Origin of the sequence: Acidovorax sp. GW101-3H11 (assembly GCF_001633105.1) — a bacterium.
Classification (GTDB): Bacteria; Pseudomonadota; Gammaproteobacteria; order Burkholderiales; family Burkholderiaceae_C; genus Acidovorax.
Window position 1 is genome coordinate 1 of sequence record NZ_LUKZ01000030.1, and the last position, 15594, is coordinate 15594.

14 protein-coding genes, 1 pseudogene and 1 other annotated feature are annotated in these 15594 nt (G+C 55.8%); of the genes and pseudogenes, 6 read left to right on the top strand and 9 right to left on the bottom strand.

Annotated features, from left to right (window positions below; genetic code table 11):
• Positions 1 to 258: 258 nt before the first annotated feature.
• Complete coding sequence (locus A1D30_RS21310; RefSeq protein ID WP_063462740.1) at positions 259 to 1266, top strand: DNA-binding protein; 1008 nt, start codon at positions 259 to 261, stop codon at positions 1264 to 1266.
• Positions 1267 to 1361: 95 nt separating this feature from the next.
• Here A1D30_RS21310 and A1D30_RS21315 read toward each other — a convergent pair whose 3' ends face one another.
• The 5 genes from A1D30_RS21315 to A1D30_RS21325 form a co-directional block, all read right to left on the bottom strand.
• The gene (locus A1D30_RS21315; protein ID WP_063462741.1) at positions 1362 to 2273 is read right to left on the bottom strand and encodes a TIR domain-containing protein; all 912 of its coding nucleotides are present in this window, start codon (positions 2271 to 2273) and stop codon (positions 1362 to 1364) included.
• 132 nt (positions 2274 to 2405) lie between these two features.
• Positions 2406 to 4199, bottom strand: a complete 1794-nt coding sequence (locus A1D30_RS21320; protein WP_063462742.1) for an alkaline phosphatase D family protein — start codon at positions 4197 to 4199, stop codon at positions 2406 to 2408.
• Positions 4200 to 4327: 128 nt separating this feature from the next.
• Positions 4328 to 4819, bottom strand: a complete 492-nt coding sequence (locus A1D30_RS25630) for a Pycsar system effector family protein (protein ID WP_131798510.1) — start codon at positions 4817 to 4819, stop codon at positions 4328 to 4330.
• A gap of 26 nt (positions 4820 to 4845) precedes the next feature.
• The gene (locus tag A1D30_RS25635; protein ID WP_347336246.1) at positions 4846 to 5610 is read right to left on the bottom strand and encodes an E2 domain-associated cysteine-rich protein; all 765 of its coding nucleotides are present in this window, start codon (positions 5608 to 5610) and stop codon (positions 4846 to 4848) included.
• Positions 5610 to 7148 carry an adenylate/guanylate cyclase domain-containing protein gene (locus tag A1D30_RS21325; protein ID WP_063462743.1) on the bottom strand — a complete coding sequence of 513 codons (1539 nt, stop codon included), beginning with the start codon at positions 7146 to 7148 and terminating at the stop codon, positions 5610 to 5612. The genes A1D30_RS25635 and A1D30_RS21325 overlap by 1 nt, the downstream gene beginning before the upstream one ends.
• A 97-nt stretch (positions 7149 to 7245) precedes the next feature.
• Between A1D30_RS21325 and A1D30_RS24965 the strand changes: the two genes are divergently transcribed.
• The 3 genes and pseudogenes from A1D30_RS24965 to A1D30_RS26525 all read left to right on the top strand — a co-directional run.
• Complete coding sequence (locus A1D30_RS24965; RefSeq protein ID WP_082836567.1) at positions 7246 to 8118, top strand: WYL domain-containing protein; 873 nt, start codon at positions 7246 to 7248, stop codon at positions 8116 to 8118.
• 243 nt (positions 8119 to 8361) lie between these two features.
• Positions 8362 to 9909, top strand: coding sequence for a hypothetical protein (locus A1D30_RS25640; RefSeq protein WP_131798512.1), 1548 nt, complete (start codon positions 8362 to 8364; stop codon positions 9907 to 9909).
• Between the two features lie 221 nt (positions 9910 to 10130).
• Positions 10131 to 10262 (top strand): annotated as a pseudogene (locus tag A1D30_RS26525) (diguanylate cyclase); the annotation flags it as partial.
• A gap of 39 nt (positions 10263 to 10301) precedes the next feature.
• Here the strand turns inward: A1D30_RS26525 and A1D30_RS21340 are convergent.
• From A1D30_RS21340 to A1D30_RS25645, 3 genes are all read right to left on the bottom strand, one after another.
• A protein-coding gene (locus A1D30_RS21340; protein WP_109791009.1) for an IS3 family transposase occupies positions 10302 to 11533 on the bottom strand; the annotation gives its coding sequence in 2 pieces (ribosomal slippage) (positions 10302 to 11245 and positions 11245 to 11533; 1233 coding nt in all).
• Positions 11139 to 11255, bottom strand: a sequence feature (AL1L pseudoknot). (Overlaps the previous gene by 117 nt.)
• Positions 11496 to 13421 carry a DUF4158 domain-containing protein gene (locus A1D30_RS21350; protein ID WP_063462747.1) on the bottom strand — a complete coding sequence of 642 codons (1926 nt, stop codon included), beginning with the start codon at positions 13419 to 13421 and terminating at the stop codon, positions 11496 to 11498. The genes A1D30_RS21340 and A1D30_RS21350 overlap by 38 nt, the downstream gene beginning before the upstream one ends.
• A gap of 404 nt (positions 13422 to 13825) precedes the next feature.
• A complete protein-coding gene (locus A1D30_RS25645; RefSeq protein ID WP_131798513.1) occupies positions 13826 to 14158 on the bottom strand; it encodes a hypothetical protein in 333 nt (110 codons plus the stop codon).
• Positions 14159 to 14169: 11 nt separating this feature from the next.
• On the opposite strand from A1D30_RS25645, the gene A1D30_RS21355 reads away from it, so the two are divergent.
• The gene (locus A1D30_RS21355) at positions 14170 to 14457 is read left to right on the top strand and encodes a hypothetical protein (RefSeq protein ID WP_063459199.1); all 288 of its coding nucleotides are present in this window, start codon (positions 14170 to 14172) and stop codon (positions 14455 to 14457) included.
• 76 nt (positions 14458 to 14533) lie between these two features.
• On the top strand, positions 14534 to 14827 hold the full coding sequence (locus A1D30_RS21360; RefSeq protein WP_063459401.1) for a hypothetical protein: 294 nt from the start codon (positions 14534 to 14536) through the stop codon (positions 14825 to 14827).
• A 126-nt stretch (positions 14828 to 14953) separates the two neighbouring features.
• Here the strand turns inward: A1D30_RS21360 and A1D30_RS21365 are convergent, their stop codons facing one another.
• The gene (locus A1D30_RS21365; protein WP_063462748.1) at positions 14954 to 15592 is read right to left on the bottom strand and encodes a 3-oxoacid CoA-transferase subunit B; all 639 of its coding nucleotides are present in this window, start codon (positions 15590 to 15592) and stop codon (positions 14954 to 14956) included.
• Positions 15593 to 15594 lie beyond the last annotated feature (2 nt).

Below are 15594 nucleotides of genomic sequence, written 5' to 3' on the forward strand. Positions count from 1 at the left end.
GCGCGCGAGCCAGGCCAAAACCGCAGTACGGTCGTCATTGGCTGCGACTTGGGGTAGACCCTGCCCCCGATTGCGCCCCCGCTCGCCTGACAGGTGAAGGGGTAGCACCAAGCCCTCCAAAGGCTCAAGATGCGCCAAAACGGCCGGTGCGGTGATCAAACTGCTCATGACTCAAATTCTATGGACATTAGAGTAATTATGTCCAGAGATTGAAAATTAAATCAATGATTTGTACGTTATACGTTGTATTATTTAAGAATGAGCGAAGAATCCGAAATCCAAGCCGAAGTTGAAGCCCTGCGGGAGCGTTTCAGCGATACGAAAGCGCTGTACCGCGAGGTGTGCGCGTTGCTGTTTTTTCGATACGGCATCACGCCCACCGCGAGCAAGCTGTATCAGCACGTGCGAAAAGGCTCCATGAGCGCCCCAGCCGAAGCGCTGGCCAAGTTCTGGGAAGATCTGCGCGGCAAGGCTCGGGTAGAGATCGATCACCCCGATCTACCGGAGGCGCTTAAAGAGGCCGCAGGCCAGGCGGTCAGCGTGCTATGGACCCAGGCAACGGAGTTGGCACGCGAGGAACTGGCTGTTCTACGCGTGGAAGCCCGGACCGAAGCCCAGAGTGCCCAGACAGAGCTGCAGGAGGCTCAGCAGCGAAGCACTGCCCTGGAGGCCCAAATGCAGACCGCACAGAGCACAGCCGCTGAACTGGAGATCCGAGTTCAGGGCCTTGCTGCTGAGCTTGAACAAGAGCGGCGTGCGCACGCCGCATGCACTGCGCGGGGTGAGGCGCTGTCCCGGCAGGTGGATGAACTGAAGCTGGAGCAGTCCAAAAGCCGACAGCATTTCAGCGCTGAACTTGACAAGGGGCGTGCGGCCATCGATGAGGCGGCCTCGCGTGCGGCCGAGGCCGAGCGCCGCGCGCTTCGTGAAATTGATCGGGAGCGCACTGCTCGAACGCAGGTAGACAAGCAACTGGAGCAGCTGCGGGGCAAGCTCGCAGAAGTGGAGCGTGATCACCATGCCAAGGTCCTGGAGGCCAACGCAGCTCAGACGCGATTGGCCGCAGCCCTGGAGAGCGCACGGGCTTCGCTAGCCGAGAGCGCCCGCGTGAACCAGCTGCAAGGTGTTGAGTTACAGCAGGCACTGCAGGCGGTGGCACAACACAAGGCGGAGGCTGACACTTTGCGAACCTTGGTTGCGCAGTTTCAACCATCGTCAACCGCTGGGCGTAAAAAGCGATTGGTAGACAGCTCAGGCGGCAGGTGAGTGATGGGGTGGCGCAGCCTTGGATATCTATGGGCGTGATGTCTCCGCGTACTTGTGGAGCATCCCTTGGTTGCTGTCTATTGGCCTTCAAAATCTCAGAGGTTCAGCCCGAGACGCAGAATATGATCGCGCAGCTGGTTACATGCCGGACCCATCAATGCTGCGGCATCACAGCCAGGCTCATACCTATAGGGGATAGTAGTGATACCGGTCATGTCACTTGGCAACTTTACCCCGTGCTCGCGTGACTCCATCAATATCGCCCGGTCCTTACCAAGGTGCCCCATGGCCATACCAAGTTCGAAGATCACGTTGTCGCGCGGTGTAGGCCAACTCTGACCACGGACCGTTGTAGTGTCGTCGGCATGAGCAATCGCAACGGCGAAATCTGCATCGTATACCGCGTCGAAAAGGCTCTGAAGCGGGTAGTTTGCTACGCGGAATACATCGTCAGTCCAGGGTTTCACGACAAAGTTGTCGTATGAAAGGGCATTCTGTACAACGCGCGCAACAGCGAGGGACTCCCTTGAGGAGATGACGAACACCTTGATGCGGTCGCGAGCCGCGCCAACATGTGCGTTGCGCTGGTGGAGCCGTCGCGACAGTTCGCGAGCTACTGCTAGATACACCTCTGGGTACTTGCTGCCAATGGCCGAGAACTGCGCTTCCGAGATCTGGGCCACTACGCTAAGCTCCGTGGCTACTAAAGAAGCCGCACGCTTTTGCGTCATCTCCACGGCAGCCATCTCGCCAATGTGGTCATTGGGGAAGCGGCGCGCCACGATATGCCCGTTGACCAACACGTTGAACGCGCCGGTCACAACAAAAAACACATCGTTGTCGGCCGCATCCTGCTGGATCAGCACGTGACCAGTTGTCACCTGGAAGAACTTTGCATCGTCAGCCAAGTAATCAGCTAGTTCTCGATTGCCCATGACCATCTTCTGGGACAGCATAGCTTGCACCCGCAGGCGACGGCCCTCTTCGCCTTGTAGTCGTTGAAGCATGTCTTCCTTTTTATCTGTAGTACTTGGCGTGTATGCGCCAGTAATGCGGTTGAAGTTGAACGAATGGGTTTCTGCTTACGTCCACGTGGCCTCCAGAATCGATCTGCGGCATCGCTGCAACGGCAGCATGGGCTACGTACGAAGCAATGCCACCTCTGGCACAGCCGTTGGCTCCACAGCCATCAGGTGATTCGAGACCCCATCTTTCGTTTCGCATCGCCAAGTGGCCCAGAGCTTGGAGCCCGCGACATTGCCCGCCCCAATGTCTAGCTCGATCGCGAGCCAGTTCCGAGCAGCCATGACCCGCCGGTTCGACTGCGGAAAGATCAGCATCTCCGCACTGGTGTTTACGTCCAAGTCCTGCGTGATCCTGCCCACGCTATCCAGGACGTGAAAAAACAATCGCTCAGGAACAGATACCAGCGATGGGTGGACCACAGCTGTCGATGTCAATTGCTGAATCTGTGCCCAGTTGTCTTGTGGACCCACATTTTTGCGGTAGGCAACCCCATGTGCCGCCACATGCACATCCCCCGAGACGATGGCGACCCTGAGTTGCTTGGCCTTTGCGGTTGCGAACAGGGTTTCGAGTAGACGCAGCCTCTCGCCTTCATGGTCATCATGGGTCCAGTGATCTTTCAGATCATCTGCACTGCTATCGAGCACGTTGTCGGAGCCGAAGTTGTCCAGGAACGCCTCAGCCAGTGAAAGCTTCGGGTGCACGACAGGAACGGATGACATGAACAGCAGGTGCTGACATCCTTCCCCCGGATGTTTGCGCCCGTTCTCTGGAATTTGCTTGAGCCAAGCCTTCAGTGCGGTCCATGTGTCGGGGCCCAGTACTTGTTCGTGAGAGCGTTCGGTTCGCAGATCCGCAACCAGCAGCTGCACGGGGCCGATAGCGTGCGCGAAACTGAAACCGGGTTGTAGATCCAGTAGAGGCAACGCGAGGGCATCGCCTTTGAGTGCTTCCGTCCACTCAATTTTCTTGTAGAGCGGGTCATTCGCCCTGACTTGCACGTCGTCTCTCGGCACCAACTCAGGAAGCCGCTCTGCCGGATGCTGCATCTGGAACACCCAGAATGCTCGTCGTGCATGATGGAAGAGTCTTTGAAACAGTGGACTGTGCTGCATCTCGCAGCTGTAGGAACCCCACCCATCGAAGATGTCGTGGTCATCCCACATCATCACTGTGGGAGTCCGCGCCATGGCCTGCGCCGCATCAAGCGGCTTTGTATTGGCATCCCAAGCGCCTCGCACTTTGGGTAGCCATCTGTCCGCATACAGCCTGAGGTAGTAGTCCTCAATCCTCGCCTCCAGCTCGGGGCCAACGGGGAACACCAATTGCTCATCCCTGGACAGTCCTATCCACCCCTTCAGTTCTTTGACGTCTTCCCAGATTGAGTCAAAGTAGATTTGATCTCCCCCCATCAGCAGCAAGTGGAAACGCTGTAGATCCTTGTCATGGGTCCTTGACTCATGCCAAAGCTGCTCCTTGTCGAGCATGTATCCCGCAGGGCGCACTTGCTTGTCGTGGTTGCATAGCAGATCCGCCCAGACGGCGTTCTCGCCCTTGATCAACTTGCGAATGCTGCTGGGGTCCGAAAAGCCATTGCATGACACGTAGGCCATGCGAGGTGCATAGTCCCTTCCTGGCATTGTGAAATGCCATACCTCGTCAACGCCTTCGATGGTGTACTCAACCTTGCGCTCCTGATTGCCTTGCTTCGTTGTCAGGTCGTAGCGCAGATACTGGCGTCCGCCATGCTTGAGTAGCACCAAGCTGTTTGATGCCGTTTTCCCGTCAACCACAAGTTTTGGTGCTTTATCAAGTTCACCAATGCCGATGAGCGCGCTGACCTTCCATTTACCTTTTGAGGATCCCCGAAATGAGAGTACGGGTCCAAGCAGAATTTTTGTGACCATTAGTTTGATTCCTCTAGATTTTATTTGTATTTCCTTCAATTCGCTTGATGCAGCGCCTTGGCGGTCGCTGTAGCAATCTCCCTACTCCAGTTACGCGGAGGTAATTCAGGGTGGTTGTGGTATATCGATCAGTACTTGACGAGAAGACCCACCGTCGAAATCCATGGAATCACAGAAAACAACGACCAGAATAGACATTTTTTGACGTACTCATGTTTTTTCTGCGCAATTTCGGAATTTCGATGAATCTGAGCTGCAATGTCTTTGAGGATGTCCTGCTCGCTAACTGCCTCTAATTTCATGACGTAGTCTGTACGTGGTAGCGATGCAATTGCGCCGAAAAATATTAGCGATTCTTTGGGCCCATCTTTTAGGCGAGGGGAGAGCACCATTGCTGTACAGAACAATGCAATGAATAGCCCACCTGCGGCACTCGCACCGAAGAAAATTGCCCAAGGATTTTTTGATGGCTCTGCGCTAAAGAACGCACCCAAAGCCGTGAGCATTGCCAAATCGATGGCGGTAATTGCACCAACCTTGATTTCAGCTGAGGCAATCCAGCCAAGCGTTCGCTCAAAAATCCATTGGGCGCTGGACAGTTTTTCTTGACTTGTACTCATTTTGAAATTGAGCAGGTTTTAGGTGATCAGCGCTGCAGCGGGCAGTCGTCACAAGTCCCACAGCATTGCCTGTCTCGAAAGGAGTGCCAAAATGCTTTTTCTTCGATTTCCCACAAAAGGAGAGCTACAGCCAGTTGGGATGCGTCTGAAGCATGTGAGCCACACCTACGAAGTCTTTTGCGACCCTTTTTTCCAGTCGAACCGCATATGCAACGCTGCTTAAGGTTCACAACCTTCTTGGAGTCGAGCCAAACGCTGTATAGATGTTTCTTGTCTTTAAAGAGCTGCAAGACGCGCTTCTTCTCTACGACTGAAAGCCGTCTTTCTTTCAGCGCGATCTCATACTCGCCTCCGAGCTCATGCGCTGCTAGCTCTGCTTTATGCTGGTGGACAGCTGCTGCACCGTGGGCCCACTCATTCTCGTTTGGCCAACGCCGAGCTCTTTTTACCCGGGCCTGGAGCGTCAGGAACTTCCACAGGGTTCCCCACCATGCGTGCGCCGTCTGCTCATCCGAAATGTCTAAGTTGGACACTTCCCACCAATAAAGACAGAAGGAGCCGTCAGAATTGATATGGCGCTGGGGGCAGAACTCGGGCAAATTGATCGGTTGGCACTCCTTTGCCATCGCCTTCCTGTCCCCGACCTGTTTGGCTTCGATTTCGTAAGGGACAGCCCGACCATCACTGAGAGCAAGATTGAATCGGAGAATGACGCTCACGGCCGATACATGCTCAGCGGCTGCGTTGTACGCGGGCGCGACAGCCGCGATGAATTCGACTGCAGTCGGCATTACACCCCCTTTACCCGACAGTAAGGCCGGACCACCTGCTCTTGGGCTTTAGCAATAGCAGGCGTGCCGGCGACCGTGCCAGCCGAGCGGGCGCTGTTGGCGGCTTTGTCGCCGTTATCAGCGAGTGCTTCTGTGGCCTCAAAGTAGTCGAGGTTTGCGACTATGCGCTTGTTGCCGAACACCTTCTTTACCGCGTCAGAAGCCTCGTCATAGGCGCTCTGGCCGATGGCCGTTTCTGTTCCTTTGCAGCGGACCTGTTCGTCCTCCGAGGAAAGCACTCCACGACTCACCGAACAGCGAACACGACTCCCCTTCAGGCCGAGACGGGTTACTGTCATTGGGCCGTAATCGAAGCCGATAGCAAGACCCATCTTTCCCGAAAAATACTTCTTCTTTTCAAGCTTCTCTATAGAAAGATCGAAGCTGCTGCGGAATGCTCCAGCCAGACGTGTGGCCTCAGAAATCGTATCCTGGACTTCCGTAGTTGCTGCAGTACCCTCACAAATCAGGCCATGGATGCAGTCCCCAATAAAGCGGATTCGACGTCCCTTGAATTCTGTGGTGAGCACGCGTTCGAGTTCGGCACGCAACACGTGAAGCACACGGACTACGTTCTCAGCGTTGTTCTCAATGTTGTCTGCGACATAAGCCGTAAAGCCGTCGATGTCTGCGTAGATGCTCACCGCCTCCTGGCGGCGCGAGTTGCCGGGCGTCAGTGCAGGAATGTCCATAGTCGAAAACGGAGGGGTATGCCGCGTGAAAACAAAGCCCCCCAAAGGATTGTTTTTCTGGTCTTCCCGCCACTCTTTGACGATGGTTGCGGCTGTGACATCGAGGTCTGCGGCGTCTTGGCATTCTTTAATTTCGTCCTTGGTCAAAGCCGTCTTTGCGGGCGCATCGACTTCCTTGAGGCCAATCGCCAATCTTGCAGCATTCGTAAGGTAGATACCCTTCGTGGACAGGTTGCTGGCCAATTTCGCAGCATGATTCGCGGCATCTCCCAGGAACAATGGTTCGCGATTCCCGCTGCGTCCGTTATTAACAGCCAGAGTCTCTCCTGTGTCGATGCCAACGCGCAAGACTGCTGCGGGTATCTTTGCATCGTCATCTTTGGTCTCATTCAAGACGTCAATCATGAGCTGTGCTGTTGCGACTGCACGTTGCACGCGTTTCTTCTCAGCTCCAGTCTCGGAGTTGTACGGTTTGGTGAAAAGAGAATGGAGCCGCTGGTTGTGAAAGTCCACCCGGCGAGCGTCAACACGCCTGAGGATGCGATTGACAGCGCGATAGTGTTGGTCGAGAAATCGCAGCGTGCGCTTGTGGCAATCCGGGCCTTCCACGTCAGTCACATTCAACATTTCACGCAGATTTTGGATGTCTGCGTACATGTGAACGCCATCGACGCGGTACGCTGCATTGGTCGCAATGGACTCAAGCGACATGTCGCGCCCATACTGCTTGACGATGACGATCTCCACATCCTCCATCTTCTTGTCGATGTGGGTACTGGCGCGTTCGTGGTTCCAAGTGTGGCTCACAGCTATCTCCCAATGTAACCCGCGTGGACAAGGATCAGTCCTTTGCGTATAGTTTCATTATGGGTATTGCTTTTTTACCTGTCAAGTAACTATACGCATGAAGACTACGGCTGACAAAATTCGCTGGGGCACTGAACGACGCCTCGAATTCATTGAGTTCCGTCTCTACTGGGAAGGCGGCGTCCGGCGCGGAGATATCACTGAAAAATTTGGAGTCTCCACCCCTCAGGCATCTGCAGACCTTGGCTTGTACCAACAGCTTGCTCCTCGCAACCTGGTGTACGACTCCAGTGAGAAGCGGTACGTCAGCACGGAACACTTTCAGCCACTCTTTCTAGACCTCAGAGCAGATGTCTATCTGGCTCATCTGCACGATGCGTCTGGGGATCGCATTCGTCTGCTGGACTCTTGGATGGGGGATGTACCGAGTGCTGCACTTATGCCCGTTCCTTCCAGGCGGGTGAAGTCGGATGTGCTTCGGGCGATGACAAAGGCGATACGAGAAAAGCGGGCGATTGAGGTTTCGTATCAATCGATGAACAACGCCAATCTGGACAAAGCATGGAGGTGGCTTTCCCCCCACTCGCTTGTGAACGATGGTGCGCGATGGCACGTCCGCGCCTTCTGTCACAACAGGCACGCTTTCCGCGATTTCCTTCTATCTCGCTGTGATGCCACCAGAGAATATGGCAAAGCTGAAGGCGCCATCGCCAACGACACCGCTTGGAATGAACTGTTTGAAGTTCGGCTTTATCCTAACCCGAAGCTTAATGAGGTTCAGAAACGAGGAGTCATGGAAGACTATGAAATGGTGGATGGGGAGCTTTCCATCTCTATTAGAAAAGCACTTCTCTTTTACTTTGAAAAAAATCTTCGACTTGACGTACCTGATGTTGAAGGAAATCCGGCAGCTACGCCTTTGAAAGTTTTTAACTACGAGGGTTTCAAGGTGGCAATGTCGCAAGGCTAGGCGGTTGCCGAATAGTGCCTCAGACCCTGAGAATTGTTATATCCAGAGTTAACTATTAAGGTGTAACAGATTCTGCAGGCGGACATTGAAACACAGCGAACCTTGGTCGCGCTGTTTCAAGCGTCGCCCAAGTCTGACCGAAAGAAGAATTTGACGGAAGCCCACTTCTTGCCTGCACGTTTGTTGCCAGTCAATGAGAAATACTCACACAGTCTCTGCATTAAAAGTCAATGACGATCATTCATGGCACGCGACGACTTCACTAAACCGACCAAGATCCAGGCATATCAGCGAGTAGCAGGCCGTTGTTCAAATCCCGACTGCCGTGCACCCACATTCGGTCCTGCAGGCGAAAAAAACATTTCCAATGTGGGGGTCGGCGCGCATATTCACGCGGCAGCCCCCGGGGGGCCTCGCTATCTACCAACGATGACGGTTGAGGACAGGCGCGGCTTCGGCAACATCATCTGGCTGTGCCAAACCTGCTCGACCATCATCGACCGAGACCCCAAGTCGTACTCTGCAGAAACGCTTCAGAAATGGAAAGCATCGGCTGAAGCAAGGGCTCTCATGGAGCAAGGTAAACGGCTACCCGATGAACGGGACATTTATCGTATGGCGGCCATGGCCATGGGTAACAAATCGCCCGGTTTTTATCCTGAAGCCATAGGCAACGTTCACAAAGCGCTGGCCAATCAACTTGAGTCTGTTGATCCTAGGTTCACTATCTCAACGACGTACTCAGGCGGTAAAACAACGATTACTTTAGGCGTAAAAGAGCCTGTGTCCTTCTCCATCAAGGTTGGCCCGGAGTCAGCCGAAGTTTGGCGCAGAGGCCTTCGCGCTGCTCTCGACGACGGTTACGAAGCGACACTGCCACTCAATGGTGTAGCGTTTGAAGGTTCAGGCCTCTTCGACGTGTTGCAAAACGATGCTGACATGGCATCCATAACAATCATTCCGGGCATGCGTCAAGCAGTATTAAAGATACTGGCACCGCAGAGTGCGCGTCCGGTTTTTGAACACATTACTGGACAAATATCAGCTGGACGAAAACAGATCAGATTTTTTGGAAAATTATTTGATGGCCTTCTCGATGTGGAAATAATTTTCACACCTGTCGATGGGGATGGTGTTCACTCGGTTTCAATTCTGACTACCAACGTCAAAGCGTGGCATGGAAAGGATGCCGCCAACCCTCCTTATTTAGACGCATTCATAAATTTACTCGAAACGGTTCTTGACTCCACGGCCTCCCTCTCATTCGCCTTGGAAATCGATGGAAACCAGGTTGCGGACGGGAAGTTCCATACCCCCAAACTTATGGAAGAAATGAGGGAAATACTCTCATTTGCCTACTACGTAAAGCGAGCGAGAAGCGTACTCCGATATCTTCGAAAGAGCGTGCAGATCGATACGTTCACAAGCATTTCCACCGAGGACCATCGAGAATTGGCTAGGGTGAGCGATATCGTTGAAGGCAAACTTTCCTATGAGAGATCACAGATTGTCAATTCTCCGGAGATGAAAATCGCCTGTACGGACGGGGGTAAAGCCCTGATGGAGATCGTAAGCAAAGGGGAGTTTTCCGTCCTAGAGCACAAAGAACCGGCATCCACGGTCACCATTTACGGGATGCCATATGAAGTCCCGCCGACAAGAAGCTTTTACTCACCAGTAAGGCTGCACATCCTGAGCAGAAAAAAGAGAAAAGATATCGTTGACTTCTGCATCCGAATCGAAATGGCGGATAACTTTACGAGCCAAACATTGTTCGATGTGCAGGAATGAGGCCAATCAGAGGCTGCCGAAGCGATGCAACGGAGACTCCTGGAAACTAACTGGGAATGCACCACTATATTCAGGCCAAAAAAATGCGAGCCGAGCGAGCGGAGACTTGGCTTCTTTCTTGAGTGCTATGGAACAACAAAACTGGCGTACAGTGCCAAGAGGGACAGTATCTGCAGATGGACCGACTTGTGCCAGCCGTTCAAAAAATTGACTTTGCAGCCATGGATCCGCTTCTCTCCCGACTATCCGATTCCGTCGTTAGAGCCAAAACCCTTGAGGACTTGGCCCGTCCCTTGCTGGACATGCTTGAGAAGGTCACTCGGTTGGAGTCAACCTACCTCACGACAATCAACTGAATCGCCCCGGTTTCCGCGGAGGCTGTTTGGTTTAAGTCAGACCACCACCTCGGTGCCCTGACTGGCGAGTTGCCGGTAATAGTTTGCCTCAGCCTCAGCAGGCGGTATGTAGCCAATGGGTTCGAGCAGGCGATGGTGGTTAAACCACGATACCCATTCGAGCGTTGCAAACTCCACCGCCTCCTTGGTTTTCCATGGAGTCCGGCGATGAATCAATTCGGCCTTGTACAGGCCATTGATGGTCTCGGCCAGGGCGTTGTCGTAACTGTCGCCCTTGCTGCCCACCGAAGGCTCGATGCCCGCCTCGGCCAGCCGCTCGGTGTACCTGATGCTGACGTACTGCGAGCCTCTATCGGAGTGACAGACCAAGCTGCCGTCGCGTTCGGGCTGACGGGCATATAGGGCTTGTTCCAAGGCATCGAGCACGAAGTCTGTGCGCATCGAACTGCTCACACGCCACCCAACGATGCGCCTGGCAAACACGTCGATGACGAAGGCCACATACAACCAACCCTGCCAAGTCGAAACGTAGGTGAAGTCGCTCACCCACAGTTGATTGGGCCTATCGGCCTTGAACTGGCGGTTGACTCTGTCCAGCGGGCACTGTGCTTTGCTGTCGCTGGTGGTGGTTCGCACGACCTTGCCGCGCATCACCCCGCGCAAGCCCAGCTGCCGCATCAGCCTCTCAACAGTGCAGCGTGCCACTGCCGTGCCTTCACGCCTGAGTTGCCGCCATACCTTGTCGGCGCCATAGACCTGCATGTTGGCCTGCCAGACGCGTTGAATCTGCGGCATCAGCAATTCGTCGCGCTTGGCTCTGGTGCAGCGCTTGTGAGGCTCGCGTACCAGCGCGGCGTGGCGCCAATACGCCGATGGGGCGACCTGCAAGACCTTGCAGAGCGGCTCGACCCCGAAAGCATTGCGATGCTGGTCGATAAAGGCCTTCAAGACTTCAGGCGGCGGTCGAGCTCCGCCTGGGCGAAAAACGCGCTGGCCAGCTTCAGTATCTCGTTGGCCCGGCGCAGCTCTTTGACCTCGCGCTCCAGTTCCTTGACCCGTTGGGCTTCGGCCGTGGTGACACCCTCTCGTGTGCCTGCATCAACTTCGGCACGTTTGACCCATTCGTTCAGGGTCTGGGGTACACAGCCAATCTTGGGGGCGATGGACTCGATGGCTGCCCACAGTGACGGGTACTCCCCGCGCTGCTCCTGCACCATCCTCACTGCACGCTCACGCACCTCGGGTGAGAACTTGTTCGTCTTCTTCATGGCTCAATCCTCTCAGAGTGTTGAGCCTCCTCAAAACCCGGGGCGATTCAGTGTTCTCCGTTCCGTGTGCGTATAGAGCGCCGTAGACGGCCTTCAGTTCACCCATATCTTTGGCCCTGCGGCCCAGCAGGGCCTGGCTGAAGCCAGTCTTGGCGTCGATCTCGACCAGCATGTTGCCGAACTGGGCATCACCGATCATGTTGAACATGCTTTCGCGTGTCTTGGTGACCTGAGGTTCGACTTCCAGCGCCTGAATCGGGGCAATGTGGATATGCCCCTGGCCGTCTATGGTCAAAGCCCCGTCTTCGACGGCCTGCGCCAGTTGACCGATGCCGGCTTTGACCCGTCCCAGCACGCGGTCTAGGAACTTGTCGGGATTGTCCGTCAGGCTCAGAGCACGGATCAGCGACTTGTGTTTCTCGGCCCACTGCGTTTCGGGTATCAGCTGATCGGCACGGTTGCGATGGCGGCTACTGTGTTCCAGCCATAGCTTTCCGCCCTTGATCGCTTTCTTCAAGGAAGTCGCTGCGCTTGCTTTAAGAGCTGCAAGAGCAACCTTGCGATCAGGGCCTTCCAGTAGCGAGTGCCAGCCCGGGTCTGCAACCGACACATCAAACCCCTCGGGCAGGCTGCTGATGCCGCGTTTGGACAAATCGCGCAGCGTCTTGAGCTGCTTGAGCGCCTTGTCTGTTTCCTCACCTTTGATCTCCAGGACTCCGAGGGCGTTCAGCAGGGCCGACATACGCGGCGCTTGTTCTTTCACCAGTGTTTCGCGGACGAATTGAGCCCGCGTGCCGGCAAAGTTTTCTCCATTCTTGGGCACCAAGTCGCGCATCGCCGCGACGATCTGAGCATCGGTCAACTGCGCGTCGTAGAGAATGTCCTTCAGCTTGACACGCTCAGCACGCAGGTCCACAGCACTTTCGGCCTGCTTCTTGAGTACCTTGCCAGAGGCCTTGCGATAGAGATCCGTGAGACACCGGGCACCGATGTCTGCGGCGAGATCAGTCTGATCCAAGAGGGTGACATGCAGGAAAGAGACGATGCGTAGATCGCGCTGATCTTCCGAAAGAAACTTCGTCGCGGAGGGTGGACGATTGATCACCTCTTGGCTGTACGCCCTGAGACGATTCAATGGAATCGCCGACAGCTTCCACTTGTGAACTTGCAGTGACTTGAGGCACTCGATTTTCTTGGTGACCTCGCTCAGCGTGAGCTGCCCGTGCTTCCCTGGGGGTGTGCGCAGCCACTCCAGCACTGTGTGACCGCCGGGCCCTGATCGCTTTGAGAATGCGTGCGAGAGAGCCGCCTGAACCTGTTTGGGTGGCGCACAGGTGCGGACCGCTGCGATTGCTGCATTCTCCTGTTCAGCAAATGCCATGCGCGCCATGTCGCGCAGTGTCCGGTCACCAGGCAGGACGAGCCGTCGATCAAAAAGCCAGTGTTCTGACTGTTGGATCAGGTCATCGACTGATACCGCTGAGGCGGAAAGCTCCCCCAAAGCATCTGCCAGGAGCGGTTTGGTGGTGTCGTCTACTACCGCGAACCCGACACGTTCCCGAGCCCAGAGCTGGTGCTCGTATCGCGTGTCCTTGTCCTTGTACAGCGAGGTCACCGAAGCGATGTCCGTCGCATGCATACCAAGCGCTGAGGTCAGGTACCGCAGCAAAACGGAGGGGAGGCCTGAAAAGGCATCGGGGTGCCGCCCGGTGGCGCGCAGCATGACCAGTTGGACTGCAGCGCCAAGGCGTGCAGTCCCTCTGAACCGGGGCGGGCGCAGCTCCTGGATGTCTTCAATGCTCAGCCCAAAGCACTCTTCGACTTCCCGCTTAGATAGCGATTTGGGCAGGGTATCGGCGCCAACGAAGCGTAGGTAGTAGCTAGACAAGCTGGTCCTCCCGTGGCTGGCGCGGTCGCAAGCCTGCTGCAGTCTACGTATTCGCTACTGATAATTCCAGACAATAAAAAAGTGCGGGTTAACCCGTAGCTCCTAACCGGGTTTTCTGCACGGAAAGTGAGATCACCCCTAGATGGCGGCGTCCGCCACCACCGTGCGGCGGTCGGCCATGTCGGTGAGCGCGCGCAGGTAATGGGGACTGTCGGCGGTATCCAGATCCACCGAAACAAAAGGGTCTGTCATGCGAGGAACAACAAATCGTTACCTTGGACTATATGACGTTCTCTTGCGGGGCACTGACATAAAACGCTCTTCGACACTGCACGGTCTTGATGCACATCAAGCGCTGTCCATGGCCTGCCAAAGGCTCCCTTGCACCGCCTGGGGGAGCACGATCACCGGCTGCCACGGCGCTTTCCCGCCAGGAAACTGTCGATTGCACCGTTCCAAATCTGCATCAGGGTTTCCATGGAATGCGGATGGCTAAAGCCCGCTTTTGCACCCTTCGGACAGTCAGTCTTGGGTAAAACCTGAAAAGTTCCGCGTCGATTGTTTCCAACACTGGAACAGTTAGTTCGCGACCCGGTGGTTTTTCTGTGACCTTTACCCGCGTACAGTTCACCCCATCGATGAGCCGAACCCGCAAGGCGACTCACCGAACCCGGTTTGAAGCAGCTTTCAGTTTTTGCTCTTTGCTCCGGTTTTTTGAGCCGCTTTTTTAACTTCAAGGATTTTCATCATGAACAACACCGCACGTTTTCTCTCCATCGCCGCTGTCGCTGCTTTCGCCTCTTTTGGCGCCCATGCTGACGAAGCCGATGCTTCGCAGTTCGCCACGAAGTTCGAAACCAACCGCACCCGCGCTGAAGTGGCCGCCGAAGCCGCCACCGTCGCCCAGACCCGCAGCATCGAACCCGCTGGTTCGCGTGTCGTGACCTACAAGAGCACCGCCGACCGCGCTGCTGTGCGTGCCCAGGCTGCTGATGCTGTGCGCACTGGCCAGATCGCTTACGGCGAGCGTGGTTGAACTGAATCCGCTGGATTCAACACCCACACCCCTGATTACTTGAACCCCAATTTCTGAATTTCACCGGAGTTTCACCATGAACAAGACCGCTCGCATCCTCTCCATCGCCGCTGTGGCTGCTTTCTCTGCCTTCGGCGCCCACGCTGACGAAGCCGACAGCTCGCAATTTGCCCTGAAGTTCGACACGAACCGCACCCGCGCTGAAGTGGCTGCTGAAGCCGCTACCGTGGCCCAGACCCGTTCCATCGAACCCGCTGGTTCGCGCGTGGTGACCTACAAGTCCACTGCTGACCGTGCTGCTGTGCGTGCCCAGGCTGCCGAAGCCCTGCGCACCGGCCAGATCCCTTCGGGCGAATTCAGCGCCATGTAATTCCAACCGGCCTGTGCAGGCCGGTCGCGAAGTGCAAATGCCATCAAAAAGGCCGGAGTCCCTTGCAGGACTCCGGCCTTTTTTGCTGCGCACCACACAGCCAACGAATGGCCGTGAATAGCTGCGTTACTTGATCAGCGTAACGCCCGTCTTGGCCTGCAGGGCTTCGAACGTCACGCCCGGTGCCAACTCCACCAGCTTGAGGCCGTGTGGCGTCACATCCAGCACGGCCAGGTCGGTGATGATGCGGTCCACCACGCCCACGCCCGTCAGGGGCAGCGTGCAGGCGGGCAGGATCTTCAGGTCTTCGGTGCCGTCTTTCTTCTTGGCCACGTGTTCCATGAGCACGATCACGCGCTTGACGCCGGCCACCAGGTCCATGGCGCCGCCCATGCCCTTGACCATCTTGCCGGGGATCATCCAGTTGGCCAGGTCGCCTTTTTCGCTGACCTGCATGGCACCCAAGATGGACAGGTTGATCTTGCCGCCACGGATCATGGCAAACGACTGGTCGCTGCCGAAGATGGACGAGCCCTTGATGGTGGTCACCGTCTGCTTGCCGGCGTTGATGAGGTCCGGGTCCACCTTGTCTTCGGTCGGGAAGGGGCCGATGCCCAGCATGCCGTTCTCGGACTGCAGCCACACTTCCTTGTCACCGGTGAAATTGGCCACCAGCGTGGGGATGCCGATGCCCAGGTTCACATAGAAACCGTCTTCGAGTTCTTGCGCCGCACGGGCGGCCATCTGGTCTTGGGTCCACGGCATGG